The sequence below is a fragment of the Microcoleus sp. FACHB-672 genome (assembly GCF_014695725.1).
Taxonomy (GTDB): domain Bacteria; phylum Cyanobacteriota; class Cyanobacteriia; order Cyanobacteriales; family Oscillatoriaceae; genus FACHB-68.
The window spans coordinates 102296-121835 of sequence record NZ_JACJOU010000026.1 but is presented as its reverse complement, the minus strand read 5'-3'; the positions used below and the strand labels follow the sequence as shown (position 1 = coordinate 121835).

Annotated in this window: 16 protein-coding genes; 10 read left to right on the top strand and 6 right to left on the bottom strand. The window is 45.6% G+C overall.

Annotated features, from left to right (window positions below; genetic code table 11):
- The first annotated feature begins 174 nt into the window (after positions 1–174).
- From speB to H6F56_RS20605, 5 genes are all read left to right on the top strand, one after another.
- Complete coding sequence (gene speB, locus H6F56_RS20625) at positions 175–1086, top strand: agmatinase (protein ID WP_190671985.1); 912 nt, start codon at positions 175–177, stop codon at positions 1084–1086.
- Between the two features lie 103 nt (positions 1087–1189).
- Entirely contained in the window at positions 1190–1729 is a 540-nt protein-coding gene (locus H6F56_RS20620; RefSeq protein WP_190672274.1) for a thioredoxin family protein, read from the top strand.
- 201 nt (positions 1730–1930) lie between these two features.
- Positions 1931–2659: a UMP kinase gene (gene pyrH / locus H6F56_RS20615; RefSeq protein WP_190671982.1), complete on the top strand. Its 729-nt coding sequence runs from the start codon at positions 1931–1933 to the stop codon at positions 2657–2659.
- Positions 2646–3194: a ribosome recycling factor gene (gene frr / locus H6F56_RS20610; protein ID WP_190671979.1), complete on the top strand. Its 549-nt coding sequence runs from the start codon at positions 2646–2648 to the stop codon at positions 3192–3194. Before pyrH ends, frr begins: the two co-directional genes overlap by 14 nt.
- 105 nt (positions 3195–3299) lie before the next feature.
- Complete coding sequence (locus H6F56_RS20605; protein WP_190671976.1) at positions 3300–4427, top strand: geranylgeranyl reductase family protein; 1128 nt, start codon at positions 3300–3302, stop codon at positions 4425–4427.
- Positions 4428–4540: 113 nt separating this feature from the next.
- Here H6F56_RS20605 and H6F56_RS20600 read toward each other — a convergent pair whose 3' ends face one another.
- Both H6F56_RS20600 and H6F56_RS20595 read right to left on the bottom strand, forming a co-directional pair.
- Entirely contained in the window at positions 4541–5323 is a 783-nt protein-coding gene (locus H6F56_RS20600; RefSeq protein WP_190671971.1) for an RDD family protein, read from the bottom strand.
- An 18-nt stretch (positions 5324–5341) separates the two neighbouring features.
- Positions 5342–6124 (bottom strand): hypothetical protein, encoded by a 783-nt coding sequence (locus H6F56_RS20595; protein ID WP_242032103.1) that lies wholly within the window; start codon positions 6122–6124, stop codon positions 5342–5344.
- 227 nt (positions 6125–6351) lie between these two features.
- Between H6F56_RS20595 and H6F56_RS20590 the strand changes: the two genes are divergently transcribed.
- Positions 6352–7308: a stage II sporulation protein M gene (locus tag H6F56_RS20590; protein WP_190671965.1), complete on the top strand. Its 957-nt coding sequence runs from the start codon at positions 6352–6354 to the stop codon at positions 7306–7308.
- A gap of 140 nt (positions 7309–7448) precedes the next feature.
- On the opposite strand, the gene H6F56_RS20585 is transcribed toward H6F56_RS20590, so the two are convergent.
- The 4 genes from H6F56_RS20585 to H6F56_RS20570 form a co-directional block, all read right to left on the bottom strand.
- The gene (locus H6F56_RS20585; RefSeq protein WP_190671962.1) at positions 7449–8774 is read right to left on the bottom strand and encodes a DUF58 domain-containing protein; all 1326 of its coding nucleotides are present in this window, start codon (positions 8772–8774) and stop codon (positions 7449–7451) included.
- A 17-nt stretch (positions 8775–8791) separates the two neighbouring features.
- The gene (locus H6F56_RS20580; RefSeq protein ID WP_190671959.1) at positions 8792–9742 is read right to left on the bottom strand and encodes an AAA family ATPase; all 951 of its coding nucleotides are present in this window, start codon (positions 9740–9742) and stop codon (positions 8792–8794) included.
- A gap of 97 nt (positions 9743–9839) precedes the next feature.
- Complete coding sequence (locus H6F56_RS20575; protein ID WP_190671956.1) at positions 9840–11066, bottom strand: DUF4350 domain-containing protein; 1227 nt, start codon at positions 11064–11066, stop codon at positions 9840–9842.
- Entirely contained in the window at positions 11033–11719 is a 687-nt protein-coding gene (locus H6F56_RS20570) for a DUF4129 domain-containing protein (RefSeq protein ID WP_190671953.1), read from the bottom strand. The genes H6F56_RS20575 and H6F56_RS20570 overlap by 34 nt, the downstream gene beginning before the upstream one ends.
- A gap of 227 nt (positions 11720–11946) precedes the next feature.
- On the opposite strand from H6F56_RS20570, the gene H6F56_RS20565 reads away from it, so the two are divergent.
- The 4 genes from H6F56_RS20565 (at position 11947) to H6F56_RS20550 (ending at position 19209) form a co-directional block, all read left to right on the top strand.
- A complete protein-coding gene (locus H6F56_RS20565) occupies positions 11947–12405 on the top strand; it encodes an NADAR family protein (protein ID WP_190671950.1) in 459 nt (152 codons plus the stop codon).
- 496 nt (positions 12406–12901) lie between these two features.
- Positions 12902–15754, top strand: a complete 2853-nt coding sequence (locus H6F56_RS20560; protein WP_190671948.1) for a GAF domain-containing protein — start codon at positions 12902–12904, stop codon at positions 15752–15754.
- Between the two features lie 596 nt (positions 15755–16350).
- On the top strand, positions 16351–16521 hold the full coding sequence (locus H6F56_RS20555) for a hypothetical protein (RefSeq protein WP_206753420.1): 171 nt from the start codon (positions 16351–16353) through the stop codon (positions 16519–16521).
- 243 nt (positions 16522–16764) lie between these two features.
- Positions 16765–19209: a GAF domain-containing protein gene (locus H6F56_RS20550; protein WP_190671942.1), complete on the top strand. Its 2445-nt coding sequence runs from the start codon at positions 16765–16767 to the stop codon at positions 19207–19209.
- Positions 19210–19540: the final 331 nt, after the last annotated feature.

Here is a 19540-nt window from a genome sequence, read left to right as displayed (position 1 = left end):
GGCGTCTTCTTAAAATTTTGTAATAAATTCCAGAAGAATGCCATTAGCCGCAGCACCCCTTTGATTGCGATCAGGCAAGCGCACATCGTTATCAGGGGTCTCAGGAGAGTGTACCAACCGCAGCACAGTATGTAAGGATCGAAATGTTGCAACTCGCTTTTTATTACTTCTGCCATGCCGGTTCAAACTTCTGCTGCTTTGCAGCCATTTCTTGGGTCTGAGATCGAGGTTGCCTACGATGAGTCCCGCGTCGTCATTTTGCCCATTCCATACGAAGCAACAACCACCTATCGGCGAGGTTGCGAAAACGGGCCGGCTCACCTTCTCAATGCCTCGGATCAGCTTGAATGCTATGACGAGGAATTAGATCGGGAAATCTGCTATGAAGTAGGAATTTTCACTCATTCCGCAATCGCAGATACCCGCAATGGCCAGTCCGTTTCCTCAGAGGAAATGCTGGAAGTGACCAGCAAGACAATTTACCATCTGATTCAAGAAGGTAAATTTGTTATTGCCTTGGGTGGCGAACACAGTATCACCACCGGCGTTGTAGAAGCTTATCGGATGGCCTATCCAAATGAACCGTTTACTGTCGTTCAAATCGACGCTCACGGGGATTTACGCCATGAATACCACGGATCGATTCACAACCACGCCTGTGTAATGCGTCGGATCGTAGATATGGGTTTGCCAACTTTACAAATCGGCATTCGCAGCATTTGTAAAGAAGAAGCCGATCTGATCAAAGAAAAACAGCTGCCGGTGTTCCGAGCACGCGATATTGTCAGCCAACCCGATTGGATGGAACGCGCGATTGCCAGCATCCCCACAAAACGGGTATTTTTCACAATTGATCTTGATGGACTTGATCCCACTTTAATACCGGGCGTTGGCACCCCAGAACCGGGCGGGTTGAATTGGTACAGTTTGACAACCTTTTTACGCCGAGTGTGCAAATCCCACGAAGTGATTGGCTGTGACGTGATGGAATTAGCGCCGGTTGCCGATTCCGTGGTTTCAGAATTCACAGCGGCCAAACTGGTTTATAAACTTATTGGATACCAAGCGTTGGCTCAAGGCTGGTAGCTGGTCATTTGTCATCGGTCAATTGCGTAAAAACGACGATGGCCGATGACAGTGATATGAGTTATTGTGATTTACGCGCGATGGAAAGTGAGTTCTCATGGAAATGACAGATACTCCGATTGGCAGCTACGCTCCCGATTTTGAACTGCCGGGAATTGACGATACGGTACACCATTTAGCCCGATATCTCGAAAGTTTTCGGGCTGTAGGCGTCATATTCATGTGCAATCACTGCCCTTATGTGCGCCTCTATCTCGACCGGCTCAAACAAATTCAAGCGGATTTTCAAGCTCAAGGCTTTACTTTAATCGGGATTAACGCCAATGACGCGATCCAGTACCCCGAAGATAGCTTTGAGAATATGAAAACCTTCGCAGCCAGCAATCAAGTGAATTTTCCCTATATTCGGGATGTCACCCAAGATGTGGCTCACTGCTTTGGAGTACAGAAAACGCCTGAGGTATTTTTGTTAGACACAAACGGCCTCGTGCGTTACCGGGGACAAATTGATGATAATGCTAATGACCCAGAAGCAGTGGGAGTGCCTTATTTACGGAACGCACTGACACAATTGCTTCAGGGAGAGCCGGTGAGTGTTGCCTTCACCGAAGCAATCGGCTGCTCTGTCAAGTGGAGACAGTAATGAAGGGCATGGGTCAAGGCTTCGCCAACCTAAAGGTAGGGTCAAGGCTTCGCCAACCTAAAGGTAGGGGCATTGAGGATTAGAGAGATTTCTCATCTAGCCCCTATTTTTTCTTTGGGATTTTGAGTAGAAACGTTGCAAAATGCCCCTCTACTGGTATCTTAAGGTGGAGGAATTTGACGTTAATAACATAGTCGCAGCATGGGGATAGTTTATCGGCGGATTCTGCTGAAGCTGAGCGGTGAAGCCCTAATGGGCGACCTGGGCTATGGCATCGATCCAGTAGTGGTTCATGAAATCGCTCAACAGGTGGCCGATGTCGCGGCTAGTGGCGTCCAAATAGCCATTGTAGTCGGTGGCGGTAATATCTTTCGGGGAGTCAAAGGGGCTTCTGCGGGGATGGATCGGGCCACAGCAGACTACATCGGCATGATTGCTACAGTCATGAATGCCATGACCTTACAAGATGCCCTAGAAAAAGTTGGGGTGCCAACGCGGGTGCAAACAGCTATCGCGATGCAGGAAGTGGCAGAGCCATATATTCGGCGGCGTGCGATTCGCCACTTAGAAAAGGGACGGACTGTGATTTTTGGTGCCGGCTCTGGAAACCCTTTCTTTACCACGGACACAACAGCCGCTTTACGGGCTGCTGAAATTGATGCCAATGTAATTTTTAAAGCGACCAAGGTAGACGGGATTTATGATTCCGATCCCCATCTCAATCCAGGCGCTCGCCGGTTTAAAAGCTTGACCTATGGCCATGTTTTGGCCCATGACCTGCGGGTGATGGACAGTACAGCCATCGCGCTGTGTAAAGAAAACAGCATTCCTATCATGGTCTTTGATATTTCGGTCGGAGGCAACATCCACCGAGCAGTTATGGGTGAACCTGTCGGAACAATTGTGGGAGGTTTTTGTGAAGTTAGCTGACGTTGAAAGCCATATGCAAAAGGCCGTTGAGTCAACTCAACGCTCGTTTAATACAATTCGCACAGGTCGCGCGAATGCGTCGCTGCTTGATCGGGTGACGGTGGAGTATTACGGCACTCCAACCGCGCTCAAATCCTTAGCGAATATCAGCACACCGGATTCAACCACGATCACGATTCAGCCCTATGATCGCGGCAGCTTGAACACGATTGAGAAGGCAATTTCTCTGTCAGATGTCGGTTTGACACCCAATAACGATGGATCAGTGATTCGGTTGAACATTCCGCCGCTAACGAGTGATCGCCGCAAGGAATTGGTTAAGATTGCTGCGAAATATGCGGAAGAAGGAAAAGTTTCGATTCGCAATATCCGGCGCGATGGTGTCGATTCTACTCGCAAGCAGGAGAAGAATGGAGACATTACAGAAGATGAATCGCGGGATTTGCAAGATAAAATTCAAAAGCTGACGGATAAGTACATCGCAAGGGTTGAGGAATTGCTAGCAGAAAAAGAAAAAGATATCACGACGGTCTAAAATTAACGCTCAGCGCTCAAATGTGTAAAGTTGAGGAAGATTTTATCCGGTAACTTACACATGAGAGCTGGCAATTAGTAATTAACAATTAACAATTACCTAAAGATGTTTGATTGCATCATTGTCGGTGCAGGACCCGCCGGTGGAACTGCTGCTTATCACTTGGCAAAGCGAGGGCGCTCGGTTCTTGTGCTGGAAAAAGAATCTCTGCCACGATATAAACCCTGCAGCGGTGGGGTGTCTCCCGCGATTGCTGAGTGGTTTGATTTTGATTTTTCGCCAGCGATTTCTTTAAAAGTTAACCGAGTGCGCTCCACTTGGAAGATGGAAGATCCTGTGGAAGTGGATCTGCAAGTCAAAGAGCCAATTTGGATGGTGCGGCGGGATGTATTTGACCACTTCCTGATCCAGCAAGCACAAAGCCAGGGAGCCGAACTGCGAGACAATACGGAAGTCACCGGCATTGAGTTCAAAAATGACCGTTGGCAAGTAAATACGGCAAATGGGCCGGTTGAAGGTCGTTATTTGATTGCAGCGGATGGAGCCAAAGGGCCAATGGCCAAGTGGTTGCGCTTCAAGGAACCAAAAAAGCGGTTAGCCGGCGCATTGGAAATTGACTCCGCGCAAGCGGCAACCAATCCGCTAGTCAATTTTGAATTTGGCTTGCAGAAAAATGGGTTTATTTGGAACTTCTCGAAAGCAGATGGCTATTCGATTGGGATTAGCACTTTCCGAGGCGGTGACCCGAAAGATTTCAACAGCGTTTTAGCTGAGTATGCGGCTGGGTTGGGTTTGAATGCCGGCACAGGCAAGCAATACACTCATCCACTTTGTTTGTGGGATGGCAACCAAAAGCTGCACACCCAAAATGCCGTTTTAGCTGGCGAAGCAGCTTGTGTGGTTGATCCGTTTACGGCAGAAGGAATTCGCCCTTCAATGTTTAGTGGTTTAAAAGCCTCAGAAGCAATTGATCGGGCACTTTCTGGTGCCGGTGATGCTTTGGAAAAATACACCCAGACGATCCAGGAAGAATGGGGCAGTGATATGGTTTGGGCGCAGCGCTTATCGGGCGTCTTCTTCCAATTCCCCGGTGTTGCTTATAGAGTTGGTGTCAAGCGCCCCGCAGCCACTCAGACGCTAGGGAGAGTCTTGTGTGGAGACTTGCGTTACTCTGATGTAGCAGATCGTGCAATTAAACGCCTGAGTAAGAGTTTCTTAACGGGTGGCCGGTGATTAACATCTGAGTGCTGAGTGTTTCTAAGCGCCCAATGCCCAATGCCCAGTGCCTAGTATTTCTGAGCAATGAATAGATGAGGGTGATGATGTATTTCTCCCCTCATTTTTTCTTAAGTCCTATTCGATTGATAAGCCAGATACACAGCTTCTAGAAACACGTCAGCGCTGACTTTCTCTCGTAACTCTTCTAAGGCAATTACATTTTTAACCTGACTCGCTAGCTGCCGGCTTAATTCAGATTTAGCTTTGGGTTCCATCGCGCTACGCCGTTGCAAATACTCTCGAATAACGGCAAAGTCGTCTGGTAGCAACGCAGGTAAATTGGCCAAATATGGCAACTGTTCTGCTAGCTGTTGTGCCGGCTCAGATATGGGAAAGCGTGCCGGTGCAACTGCTCGATCTGCTTGAATCACCACCGTGCCGGCTGCCATATCTCCTAAGCGTTTCTCCCGGCGAGTCAGCATTATCAAAACTGCTCCGATAAACAAAGTATCATCAACAGGCCGCAGCAGCGCCCGCAACGTCGCTTGTTGCAATCCAACTGTGCGCCCATCATCTCGAATTACGCGAATCCCAGCAAAGCGTTTGCCCGGTGTTTGCCCTTGCCATAGGGTTTCAAAGAAAACAAAATACCCCACATAGATAAAGAATGTAATCAGAATCCAAATCGAGATCAGCCACAGTTGCAGATCGTTAATGTTGATCAGTGTGTCCAACAAATCAACTAACTGAGTTGCAAAAAAATACCAGACAATCAAAACTAGAAAGAGAATTAAACCCCAGATCAAATAATCGATTAGCAGCGCCAAGGATCGATTTCCAATGCCGGCTAGTGTGAATTCCAGTTCTACACTTTCTGGTGTCTGAAGTGTGACCCGATTAAAAAAACGCATGGCACCTAGTATAGATTATTAAACTTCCCGATCACGCAGTTTTAGACCCAACCCTTCTCTCCGACTGCGAAGATCATAATATAAAACAGCTTTGATAGCTTGCCAGAACGGCAATACCAAAGCACCCCCTAATAAACCCGTAATTAAAGAAATGAAATACACAATCCAATAGCGGGGAGAATTTGGCTCAATTCTGAGGAGAAAGATTGAGGGTAAAAAATTAGTAACCAGAACAAGAGGAACGGTTACTAAAAAACAAATTAGGACGATAGCTTGAATTCTAAAAGCAGAATTTTTACTTAGTTCCCAACTTCTGGCAATGCTTTGCCGGATGTTAACTCCTTCCTCAACGGCTAGTGGAACTTCAGCAATCAGCCATCGAGAGAAAAACCACGTCAGTCCAAACAAGATAATTAATACAAGTGGAATTAAGGATAAAAGGGAGCCGGCTTGACCGAATATTGAACCTAGCACAGCGCCCAGAATAACAGCAACAATACCTCCTAAAATTGCCAATCCAAAGTAAACTAGAAAAAGCAAACATCCAATCCGAACATTTAACCAAAAGAATAACCAGAAATGGGAATTTATTTTGTCTTTTGCTGTAGTGACACTTTCAGGTTTGTTTATTAATTCAGTAAAAGCTAAGCGCGAGATGAGCGCGGAAAGAGCGTAATATTTTGCAAAGCCATAAATCAGTAGAGCTAACGCAATTGTAACAAGAGCTAACGTAGCTAAAGGGTTAGCTTGAAAATAAGCAGGAAATGCACTGACAGGCGCCAGCAGTACCAAGGGAAGCATCACCCACAAAGACGCTTGGATAGCTAATCCCAAATAGGACTTAAGATGAGAGCGATAGATTCGCACTCCTGCACTCACTACATTACCGATACCCAGCGGTTGGATTGGACTTTGGGGACTAAGATTTTTAGACATAAGTAAAATCCTCTCGTTGATAATGACGTGCTTGCTTGACGCTATCTTAAGCTACCCTAGGCATAGTCACCGGCAAGGTTTTAAGAAACTTTATGAATATTCAGCGCTGGATCGCAAGACGGGAACCGAACTGGAAGCAGTTGGATGCACTTTTAATGCAAATTGAGAAAAAAGGTTTGAAATCTTTAAAAGCAGATGAAATCCGGCAAATGGCTAGTTTATATCGTTCTGTATCTGCGGATTTAGCGCGGGCGCGAACCCACCAAGTGGGAGAGAGTTTGGTGCGAGACTTGCAAATTTTGACTTCCCGCAGCTACAACCAAATTTATCAGGGTTCACGCCGGCAGGAATGGCAAGCAGTGGTGGAATTTTATCGCTGGGGTTTGCCGGCAGTTATCCAGCAGAATTGGGCCTATATTGCCATTGCCACGGCTATCTTTATGGCCGGCATTTTAATTGCTTGGTGGTTTGCGTGGCAAGATCCCTTGTTCCTGTCGCTGATGGTGCCGGAAGAGATAATTGAAAAGGTGCGAGATCGCCATGAGTTATGGATGGGTTCAATTGTTGGCATCGAACCTTTGGCATCCAGTGGAATTATGATTAACAACTTAAAAGTATCATTTACAGCGGTTGCGGGTGGAATCACTGCCGGCCTATTAACAGTTTTTATTCTCGCATCTAACGGACTCCACATCGGCGCACTCGCCACTCTGGTTGGTCAAAATAATTTAGCGTATCCTTTTTGGGCGTTTGTATTTCCTCACGGTTCTCTGGAATTGCCGGCAATATTTTTTGCAGGAGGTGCCGGTCTTTTGATAGCCAGAGCGATTGTTTTTCCCGGTAAATACCGCCGCGCCGATGCCCTAAGGTTTTACGGTTCTCAGGCAGCGCAATTAGTATTTGGTATTGTGCCAATGCTGATTATTGCCGGCACCATTGAAGGGTTTTTCTCACCTAATCCAATAATTCCAGACCCACTTAAATACATTGTCGGGATAGGTTTGTTTGCCCTATTGATCAACTATTGTAGCCGCAAGCCGGTAAGCTAGTCATTTACAAATTAGTTATCAAGGGGATATCCTCAGATTTATGCTTAATGTTCCCGCAATTAAAATTATTTATTACCGAAAATTTTTTGAAAGAGAAAGAATAAGTGATGCTAAATCACTCAGCCATTACTCTTTTAAAATTAAAGTTGATTTCGCGCCTTTAATTGCAAATAACGTTCGACTAATTGATCGCTAATCTGATGAGCCGGCGCATCTAAAACCAGCACGCCTTTCTGCTTTAAATTCGCAAAGGCAACTTGTCGTTGAGAGAGTAAATCTAAAGCAACCGCACGGGTATAAGTTGCCGACACATCCTCGGTGAAAGTATGGGCGAGAGAGTCAACTTGAGGATCGCGCAGAGTCACACAAAATGGCAAATAGCGCGGCGTTAGGCGTGCCAAACCGGCAAGAAGTTCGGCAGAAGCAGTCACATCAACAATATCTGTAATTAACACCACCAGTGCTCGCCGAGTTTGCTGCTTTACGAGATTTGTTACCGCACCTATATAATCGGGTTCTAATAACACCGGCTGAATCGGTGTGAGTCGCTCAATGAGCCGGCTGAGATGATGCTGACCCCGTTCTGGAGGAATCCAGGTGGTTACTTCGCGATCAAACACACCAACCCCCACCCGATCACCCCGATTTAACCCAGCCAAAGCCAGCGCCAACGTCGCATTTAACCCCCAATCAAACCGCTTCAATCCTTGCACCCGTGCTGTCATGAGGCGTCCCCGATCCAGTAAAATCATCAGAGTTTGCTCATGTTCTGGCTCTAAAACCCTGATTTGGAGAGGCATCCGGTTAGGTGCGCTAAACCGGCGCGCGGAGGCTTTCCAATCGATCATGCGGGGATCGTCGCCACTGCTGTATTCCCGCAATTCTGCAAACTCCGTCCCCATGCCAAATTTACGTGCTTGCGGCATATTGCCGGTGGATAGCAGTGTCAGGCGAATCGAAAGTGCCCGCAATGCCAACAAATCAGGATAAACAGCCACCTTTTGAGCTGCTGGAATTTTCCAATTATGCCAAGCCAAACCCCAAGCACCCAACTGCCGCACTTGAATGTCTCCCCACGGATACTCACCTCGCTGCGCCGGCTTAACGGTGTAAGTAAGTTCTTGAGTCGTGTTTGCCGGCAAGGAAGCCTGGAGTGCCGGCAGGGAAACTTCAAAATCAACGGGGTAGCCGTCACGAATTTGAATCGTTGCCGGCTGCTGAAGCGATTTCACGGACAGAACAACCGGATTACCTCGCCCAATCGAGAGGCGTCCAAGGGGAGTGCGTGTGATTTCTACACGGTAACTTTTTACCCGTAAGTTATCTAAAAGCATCAACAACAAGATGCCGGCATCATAGAGCAAAGTGCCGATAATGCTGACCTCATTGTTAAAAGTTATGGCGAGTGCCGGTGCAATGGCAATGCCTAGAAGTAACAGTAAATAAACTCTTTGAGAGGGAATCATTGTTTTAAATGCTGAACTTATCTAGGCACCGGCACCTGATTTAACAGCGTGCCCACAACCGCATCAATTTGCAACCCATCTAATTGCGCTTCAGGCTTCAAAATCAGCCGATGACGCAGCAAAGGTGCAGCGATTGCCTTAATATTATCTGGCGTTACAAAATCGCGATCATTTAGCCAAGCATGAGCTTTACTTGCCTGCAACCAAGCTACAGCAGAACGGGGGGATGCGCCCAACGCTAAATCAGGATGCTGTCGCGAACGCTGTACCAAATTCAATAGATAATCCATCACATTATCCGCAACTTTAATCACTCTCACTGCTTGACGCGCTTGCAAAACTTGTTCCACCGTTGCCAAAGGTTTTAAACGTCCTAAATCAAAACGTCTCGACGGCGAACCGGCTTGAGAATTGAGCAACATTTGCTTTTCTGCCGCCGCATCTGGATACCCGACAATCAGCTTAAATAAAAACCGATCTAACTGCGCTTCTGGTAGCGGATAAGTCCCTTCAAATTCGAGGGAATTTTGGGTTGCCATCACCCAAAATAAGTCAGGCAAAGGTAAACTTTCTCCATCCAAAGTGACCTGCTGCTCCTCCATAGCTTCTAAGAGTGCTGCTTGGGTTTTTGGCGGTGTCCGGTTAATTTCATCAGCCAATAATACCTGAGTGAAAACCGGCCCTTTTTTTAGGGTAAAATTACGGGTGTTGAGATCAAAAATATTTGTCCCTAAAATATCCGCCGGCAAAATATCTGGCGTTAGCTGAATTCGCCGGAAGTCTGCTTGCACCAATCTAGCAAGGACTTGAGCTAAAAGCGTTTTTCCCGTTCCTGGCACGCCTTCTAAAATCACATGACCTCCGGCAAGCATTGCCACTAGCAACTGCTGCACCAGTGTTGATTGACCGACAACGATCTGGTTGAGGGTTTGGCTTAAACGAGTAAATACAGTGTTTGAGTCGCTCATTAAATCTCTGTCAGTGATTAGTTATTAAATAAATTGGAAAGAGAAGGATCAGGAAATTGGGTAAGCGCTAACTTCTATTTCCTAGGGGCGGCTTATTTTAGCCTAAATTTCGACGAATTGTTTGCCATTTACTCAACCAGCTTAGCAACTCTTTCTCACGAATTCGCCGCTTTTGAGAATGCAGATGGAGAAGTTTTTCAAGTTCAATCGGCGGTTGTCCCGTTTGCTGCACCCAAGCATTGATCAGAGAATCGGGTTCAAGCAACGCCGCCCCTAATCCTAAAGCTTTTTGCAATTGAATCTGTTCTTCTTTGCCTACAATATCGAGGACAAATTCACTGCTATTTGCTTTTTCCAAAATGCCGGCAGTGGCTTTAATGTACGCCTCGCTATTGTCAACCACCGGCACCCCTAAAGATTGAGGCACTCCAAATCGTCGGTTTGCAGCCAAAATCGCAATTATCAGCACAATTACCGTTTGTAGGATAACAGGAAACAAAGGTGTGTTCGCCAAATAACTCAACAGGCTATGCTGCGCTTTTTTACCTTGATCTGCCGATAATTCTTGGTAGCCGTGAATATATTCATCTACCCAGATTTTATTATTATCTTGAGCCAGTAATTGTGCTAGAAATTGATAATTTCCTGGCTCATCTTGATAGGCATTGGCTGCTAAATGGGGGGTGACTGACCAAACTAGTCGGCCTTTGCCTATTTTTTGTTGCCAAACGACTGCCCCGAAGCCATCGCCTAGGAGAGGTTCAGCGATGTTTCCTTCTTGTTGTACCGGCAGATAGGGCTGATTTTTTTGATCTCTCAGTTGTCGGCGGCGTCGCGTTTCAATTTTAACTGGACCGGCAGCAGATTCTTGCCGTGTCGTAAAAGCGGCTTCTGTTATTCCACTGGGAACTCCCAAAATTACCAGCGTATTACCTTTTTTAAGCCATTCTTTTTCGTCTTTGCTAATTTTCACCTCACTCATCTGGCTGTTAACTTGCACCAGGGTGATAGGATTTTGAATTTGAGATCTCTCCAGCCGTTCTTGAGAAATCAATTCTGAACTTTGAGTGGGAAATACCAGTAAATCTTCTAAGGGTTTTTTCCATCGCTGAACCGGCGTTCCCCGTTTTTCCATAAAAGCGTACCAAGCGCCGTAGCCATCTGGAGAACGACTGTAAGTAGAACCCGCGCTCTGCTTGCTGGCACTCGGTGCTAAAAATAAGGTGAGCAGCGCAATTACGGCAATGGCGATCGCCCCCAGCATCCACAACCGGCGCTTTGAAAGTTTTCTCACGACTCCATCTCTCGATAAGCTTGCTGGCATCGGTTAAAGTCATCAAGTGTTGCATCGGCATCGCCAAAACACTGAGCCTCGTGAGTTGCGATCAGAACTTGATAGGGCTGGACTTGTCCCAACTGCTGCAATAATTGCCGGTATTCTCCATCGGTGCGGCTGGGTTCGCCCGGAACCACACCCGTGTCGTTTAAGCGCTGCAACATTGCCATATAAAGTGCTCGACAAGCTTGCCGGTAGTTCCCTTGCCGCTGAAATTCTTGCGCTTGTACCAGCCACAGATCCGCTGTTAATGGGCGATCCGCTCTGGCTGCCGGCTCTAAATCCCCATTTCTGCGTCGTAAGTGGAATCTATCGAGGAGTGCCGGCCATTGCCCTAACAGTTGCAAAACCAGCCAACTCACCAGCATGACCAGTATTATCCAGAATAACCCTTTAAATAACCAATATAACCAGCCCCACTCAAGTGCCGTAGAGGGCCAATTTACCTCCGGGAGATTGGAGAATAATTTAGAAAATTGCAACGCCAGCCACTCTCCCACCTGTTGTTGGAATTGCTGAATTTGCCAGCCAAGGTTGGTTTTTTCAAAAGTCCCAGCAGACATTATCAAAGCTCGCCCGTGTTCGCCCATTGCAATTGAATTTAAATCGGCAAACTCTCTGCCGCCATTTAAAGGCATCATAGAAGTTGGAGTTGTGCCAAACGAATTAGCAACATCCTATCCGGTTGATTCTTCTCAAGTCTGAATGAATTTACCATAAGCTCAAACTCGATCAACTTATGAATTTTACCAGTTTTTACCCTCAGCGGTCAAAATTAAAACCTTATGAACATCTTTTTCTAATTTCAGCGCTCACCCCGGCTTTCAATTTGACAGGCGCATCTAAAATCTAAAATCTAAACTCAGTTATGGTCATTTACTTTTACAAAGCTGACGATACTTACGGGTGCTTTTCCAATTTCTCCCCCCACGGAATTCGCTTAGCCGGCAAAGACTGGCCAACTGTAGAGCATTACTATCAATCGCAAAAATTTGTTGGCAGCGAAGATGAATTTATTATCCCCTTAATTCATAGCGCTGCGACACCAGAGGAAGCCGCTGCAATCGGGCGCGATAAAAATCGTAAACTTCGCCCCGACTGGGAATCTGCCAAATATCTGATTATGCGAGAAGCCGTCTTAACCAAATTTTTCACTCATGCCGATATCCAAACCTTGCTACTAGCCACCGGCGAGGCAGAAATTGTAGAAGATTCACCCACTGATTGCTACTGGGGCTGCGGTGCTGATAAAACCGGCCAAAATCATTTAGGGAAAATTTTGATGAGTGTCCGCCAGCAAATCCGGCAGCATTTGGCAGCCAGCTAAACTGAGATTATAATAATTTGTATATTGACCGACTCTAACTTTTTACAAGCCAGGAGGAAAAACTATAAAATAAAAGAAAAACGTAGGTTTTTCACGCTTGTTCCAAATTCCCCTTTCCCAGAGCCGGTTCAAAAATTTACAGCGCGATTTGCCCTTTAGTCGAAGTGGCCCATACTTTGAAACTCAATTGTAAAGCCCAGAAGATCCGGTTGCTTTAACTTTAACCCGAAAACTTAAATGTTGGCCTGATGAGTGAGCAGACTTCCAGCGAAGCATCTTTTAGAACCATTGAGGTGAGATCCACCTTTGATGATTCCCCCGACTTTTTCAGGTAAACTTCTAGGTTTGTTAACTTATTTGAATAAACAGTTAACTGAACTCACTTGCTTGTTTATTTTTAAACACCGTTTCCCGAATCCTACTGATGCCTGAGTTGGATAAAAAAATACAGACAATCTGGTAACTGCCAAATCAATTACGCTTCGCAGATAAAAAAATGAGTTTTACAGACAATACAGAATTACTCCAAGAGCGTCTAGATCGGGAAATTTTACTTTACCGGATCACCCAGCGAATCCGTCAGTCTTTGGATTTAGAAGAAGTTTTAACGGCAACCGTCGCCGAAGTTCGAGCATTTTTAAATACGGATCGGGTGAAAATCTATCGCTTTAATAGAGATGAGAGTGGAGAAGTTATTGCCGAATCAATTTATAACAATCGCCTGCCATCTCTATTAGGGCTGCATTTTCCAGCCGATGACATTCCCCCTCACGCTCGCGAGTTGTTTCGCACGGCGCGTGTGCGATCAATTGTGAATGTCGGGCAGCAGCAAATCGGTTTAAGCCCTTTGGATTGCGCCGAAACCGGCAAATTCTTGGAAACTGAAAATATCCGCTATCAATCGCTAGATCCTTGTCATGCCACCTATCTAACGGCAATGGGCGTGCAGTCGTCTGTTGTGGTGCCGATCGTGGATGGTGATAGGCTTTGGGGATTGCTCGTCTCCCATCACTCGGAAACCCTAGAGATTTCTGAGCAACAGCTACAGGTGCTTCAGCAAATCGCCGATCAAGTCTCAATCGCCATCACCCATTCCATTCTGCTTAGTCAAGCTCGTGAAAAGCAAGCACGAGAAGCAACAATTAACCAAATTTCCGCCCTCCTCCACGCTCAGCCCAGCATTCAACTAGAAGCCGCCTTAGAAGCCGCCGTTGCCGCCTTTCAAGGAGCCGGTGGCAGGATTTACATCACCCCAGAAAACGCCTCGCAAAGTAACACGGCTTTTGCTTGTACGACGAAACTGTTCACCTGCGGCGAGCAACCGGCGCTTTCAAAGCTGGGAAACAACGGGCTGCTTGAAGAACACCCCCTGTGGCAGCAATGGATGAGAGCCGGTTTTAAACCCACTCATTCACAAGCATCTGGGCAAAGTAATCCCAACATTTGGGCGCTTTCGGATCTCTATAAAGAACCACAGTTCCGTGTTTTGACGCCGGCATTTAAGCCCACGGCAATTCGGGGGCTGCTAGTCGTTCCCCTCTATTACCGGCAGCAGTTTTTAGGAATTCTAAGTATTTTTCGCAATGAAATTGATACAGAACGATTGTGGGCGGGATGCTTTGACACGAACCAAAAACAAGAGTTTCCTAGGCACTCTTTTGAAGTATGGCGAGAGTTGAAAAAAGGTCAGTGTCAAGAGTGGACTGCTGAAGAAATCGAACTCGCTCAAGCGTTAAATGTTCATTTTTCAATGGCAATTCAGCAGTATCTTTTATACCAAGAAGTGCGGACTTTAAATACTAATCTGGAGCGTCAAGTTTTAGAGCGGACAGCCCAACTTCAACAGTCATTAGACTATACCAAAGTTGTCCAACAAGTGACAGAGCAAATCCGCAGTACACTGGATTTAAAAACTATCCTTCAAACCATTGTGCGGGAGGTGCGAAATTTATTAAATGCAGATCGGGTGGTAATTTACCAACTTAAGACAAACGGCAGTGGGGAAGTGACGGTTGAAGAAGTTATAGGTAATTGGCGTTCGGTTTTAGGCATCCAAGCGGCGAGTGAGTGCATTCCCGATGATTGTGCCCGACTCTACCTGAACGGAAGGACGCGGGCGATTAATAATGTCGCGCAAGAAGAGATTAGCGCCTGTCACCGAGAGTTTTTAGACAGTCTTCAAATTCAAGCCAATTTAATTGTCCCGATCCAGATAGATTCAGAGTTGTGGGGATTACTGATTGCTCATCAGTGTCAGGAACCACGTAATTGGCAGCCGGCAGAAGTGGAATTGTTGCAACATTTAGCAATTCAAGCGGCTTTGGCGATTCAGCAAGCGGAACTCTACCAACAAAGTCTACAATCAGCTCTTTCTGCGAATGCTCACGCTCAACAGTTGGCTATGGCGCTTGACGAAGTGCAGCAGATGCAAACCCAACTCATTCAAAGCGAGAAAATGTCTTCTCTGGGCCAGTTAGTTGCCGGCGTGGCGCACGAAATTAACAATCCGGTTAATTTCATCACCGGCAACCTACTTCACACCACCCAATACACGCAAGATTTGCTGGAACTGCTAGAAAGTTACCAGCAACATTACCCCAACCCGAATGCAGAAATCCTCGATCTGATGGAACAGGTGGAACTCGATTTTATCCTTGAAGATCTACCTAAAATGTTGTCCTCAATGCAACTGGGTGCTGATCGTATCCGCCAGATTGTCTTGTCTTTACGCAATTTTTCCAGAATTGATCAATCAGAAATGAAGCCGGTGGATATTCATGAAGGCATTGACAGCACTCTGTTAATTCTGCACCATCGTGTGAAAGCTCGTTCAGATCGGCCACCCATTCAAATTATCAAGGAGTATGCGCCATTGCCGCAGGTAGAGTGCTATGCCGGCCAGTTAAATCAAGTATTTATGAACGTCCTCAGTAATGCGATTGACGCTTTAGATGAGTATGACAAGCTTCGCCCTCAAGAAGAGATGGAAGCGACTCCTAATCAAATTACGATTTCTACTTTTCTCAAGAGTGGGGACATGGGAGAAGGAATCGGGAAAACGCAAGGATCAGCCTCTAATTCTCAATTTGTGGCAATCTGCATTGCTGACAATGGGCCGGGAATGCCAGAATCGGTCAGAGATCGAATTTTTGACCCATTCTTTACTACGAAGGATGCCGGTAAAGGTACGGGCATTGGATTATCAATTAGCCGGCAAATTGTGGTGGAGAAACATGGCGGCGTATTCAGATGTACATCTCAATCGGGGCAAGGCACCCAGTTTTGGATAGAAATTCCAGTTCTGCACACGCAAATGCTTTCTCAACAACAAGTTGAGTCAGTTTTTTAGCAAGTTTGTTTTAAATGCAGTGGTTACTTGTATAACTGGTATTTTGAAATGCCTTGAAAGCCTTTCTAAAAATGCCAGTTTTTTCTAATTTTTGTTTATTATAAAATTCGCAATTTTGTTAACTAATTTACTGAAAATTGTCAACTCAATAAGAACATTTTAAAGCATATAATTGGGCAAAAAAATATTCCTGACAAGTCGTGCGCTTGCCTAACTCTGCAAATGTCTGGCAAAATAGCTTTGAATAAAAAAGCTGATCTCCTGCGCCCGCCCCTCACTGATCTTTGATTGCCAATTTTTAGTATTAATTAATACAAATAAACTTTATATTTATTTCGCTCTTTAGACAGATATAACCTTTGCTAAAAACAGATAAATTGCAGAAAAGTAAGTAAAGTTACAAGGGCAACTATCTTAAGAAATATGTTTAAAGGGATAGAAACTTTGAGTTAGAAGATCCTAGGGTATGAGATCACATCTGACTGTTTCTGCCAAGAATTTAATTGAACTGACTGTTCGTTAAACAGTTGTCGAGTTAGGGCTTAGGCATACCGCTTTGTTAAACAGGTTTGGTGGGATGCCTGACGCTTGAGCTTTTGCAACGCTTCAGCGGGTGGTTAATTGCTAATAAAACCCCCCATAACAAGCAAAAAATTATTGTTATTGGTAAAAAACTTACTAAGTTAAAGCTAGAAGCGGGACAGTTACCGCCGGCATTCGAGAAGTGTTTGGGGGAGGTGGCTTTATCCCGACAAAAAGAACAATAATTTATATAAAATAATTAGAATTGGGTACTTGTTGAAAATAAAAATAGAATTTAAAATAAAGCAATAGACGGGAGAAGAGTCATTCTCTTAACTGTAAAATTTCCTAAAATAATAACTTAACTGGAAAAATTTATAAGAGAGCTGACTGGAAGAAGGGTTAAATCGAGAGGTTGAAAGAGAGGCTAGATTAAAAAATCTCCCGAGTAAATTGTTGATTTTCTTTTGAATCTTTACCTAAAACTTATGGATTCTTATCGCTTGGAACAGTTGCGTAATTGTTGTCGTGACAATGCAGCATTTGAGCAACTGAAGCAATTCTTGACTGTGGATGCAGCCGTGCCGGCAACCTTTGAAAGCAAACCAGATGCACAATTCCTGCAGTTGGTTTGCAAAACCGATGATATCTTTGTTGAGTATGACCGAGAGTTGCGCTATGTCTGGATTAATCCAGCCGGTGCGGCGCGGCTGGGGATAAATCTGGTAGATGCGATTGGGAAAACCAATCGAGAAATTTTTGGGCGCGAAGCCGATGAAATGGAAGTGCCGGTGAGACACGCCTTAGAAAGTGGACAGCAAGTTCAAGTTAGTCACAAAATTCCCCTACTCATCGGCACTTCCATTTATCATTGTATTTACACGCCGGTGAGAGATAATGCGGGAACAATTACCGGCATCATTGGGGTAGCCTGCGAAGCCACAACTGCCATAGATTTAGAGAAGCCTTTACCACAAGCGAACACACGAGAGGGGGCGCACGTGGCATCACTCCAATTACAAATAGAACAGTACAAGATACTGTCAGAAGTAATCACCCGAATTCGGAAATCTTGGGATCTCGATAGCATCTTCAAGGCAAGCGCGGCTGAAGTGCGAAACCTGCTGAATGCGGATCGGGTAAAAATATTTCGTTTCTCTCCAAATGCGGGCCTGCATGATGGAGAATTTGTGTGTGAGGATGCCTTACCGGCTTTGAATTCAGCCTTAGCCATTGGGAGACACGACAGCAGTTTTGGGCGAGAGTATGCGGCGCAATACCGGCAGGGTGAAATTCAAGCAATCTCTAACATTTATAATGCCGGTTTCAGTGATACTCACATTCAGATTTTAACCAAATTGCACATCCGCGCCAGCTTAATTGTGCCGCTATTTATGGGGGAGGATTTGTGGGGATTGCTATGCGTTGATCAATGCAGTAGCCTGCGTCACTGGCAAGCCGGTGAAATTGAGTTTATCACCCAAATGGCAGAACACCTGGGGGTAGCGCTACAACACACTCAGTCTATCGGGCAAGTGCAAAAGGCGGCGAAACGAGAAAAAGCTTTAGCTACAACCATCGACAAAATTCGCCAGTCTCTCGATCCCAACACAATTTTTAAAATTACCACAGATGAAGTGCGGCAATTGCTGCAAGCTGATCGCGTAGCAGTCTATCAATTTAACTCAGATTGGTACGGTGAGTTTGTTGCCGAATCTGTCGCCGCCGGCTGGAATCAACTGGTTGGAACGCTGCCGATTATTGAAGATACCCACTTGCAAGAAACTCAAGGCGGGCGTTATCGCAATCATGAAACATTGGCAATTGACGATATTTATACAGCCGGACACAGAGACTGTCATATCGCCCTCTTAGAACAATTTCAAGCCAAAGCTTATGTGATTGTTCCGATCTTTGAAGGAGAAAAACTTTGGGGATTACTCGCAGCTTATCAAAACTCAGGAGCGCGTCACTGGGAAGCCGATGAAATCGAGTTGCTCGTCAAGATTGGCGCACAATTTGGAGTTGCCCTGCAACAAGCTCAATTACTAGCGCAAACCAGGCATCAAGCAGAAGAACTTACCCAGACGTTGCGGTATTTGCAGCAAACTCAACGGATGATGCAAACAGAAAAGTTGGCAAGTCTGGGGCAATTAGTTGCTGGGGTGGCGCACGAGATTAGTAACCCGATTAATTTTATTTCTGGCAACCTTAGTCATACCAGCGATTATTCGCACAATTTGCTGGAGTTGGTGCGACTTTATCAGCAGCATTATCCATTGCCGGCATCCGCAATTCAAGACTATTTAGCGGCAATTGAATTTGAGTTTATTCAAGAAGATTTGCCAAGCATCTTGTCTTCTATGGGGGTGGGGGCAAAACGTATTCAAGCACTGGTGTTGTCGTTGCAGAAATTTTCTCAAGTTGATCAAGCTCAGAAGAAGCCGGTGAATATTCATGAAGGCATCGACACCACCCTATTACTCTTACAACACCGGCTGAAGGCGAAGACTCAGCGGGCAGGAATTGAGGTGGTTAAAGAATATGGGGATTTGCCGGCGGTGAAGTGCTTTGCCGCCCAAATAAATCAGGTATTTATGAATATTCTCAGCAATGCCATCGACTCACTGGAAACAGTCTCTTCCCAGCGCACGATCTCAATTCGCACATCGCTAGGGGACGGGGGAAATGCTCAACAGACTGGCTCGGTTGTGATTCGTATTTGCGATAATGGCCCTGGGATACCAGACGCCTTGCGTCAGCGCATTTTTGATGCCTTTTTTACCACAAAACAAGCTAAGGGAGCAACGGGTATGGGGTTATTTATCAGCTATCAAATCGTTGTTGAGAACCACGGCGGCACCCTCAAATGTGTTTCTGTTGCCGGCGAAGGGACAGAATTTTGGATTGAAATTCCTATCGACGCTAAATAATCAAGGTTAAGCTCAAGGACCTAGCGGGTTGTGGTTGCGCCGGCATCGATCTCAAAGCATTAGTTCAGTAAATATACGGAACTAAAGGAGTTTAACGTTCTCTGCTGAAGCAACCTCTAAGACTTTGTCCATTGAGTCCCATTCAGGCAAATTTTTCTTAAATCTTTTATACTTATTCTTACAGGGGTCACTTCTGATTTCAGAAGTACACAATAGACTTATAAGTTTGATCAAATCAGGGAATGACAGATGCCGGTGGGGCATTCTAGCTACATTTGGTAAGGAAGCAAGAAAGTTTGCGAAGCCCAAGGAGTTGCTGGTAGTATCAGCA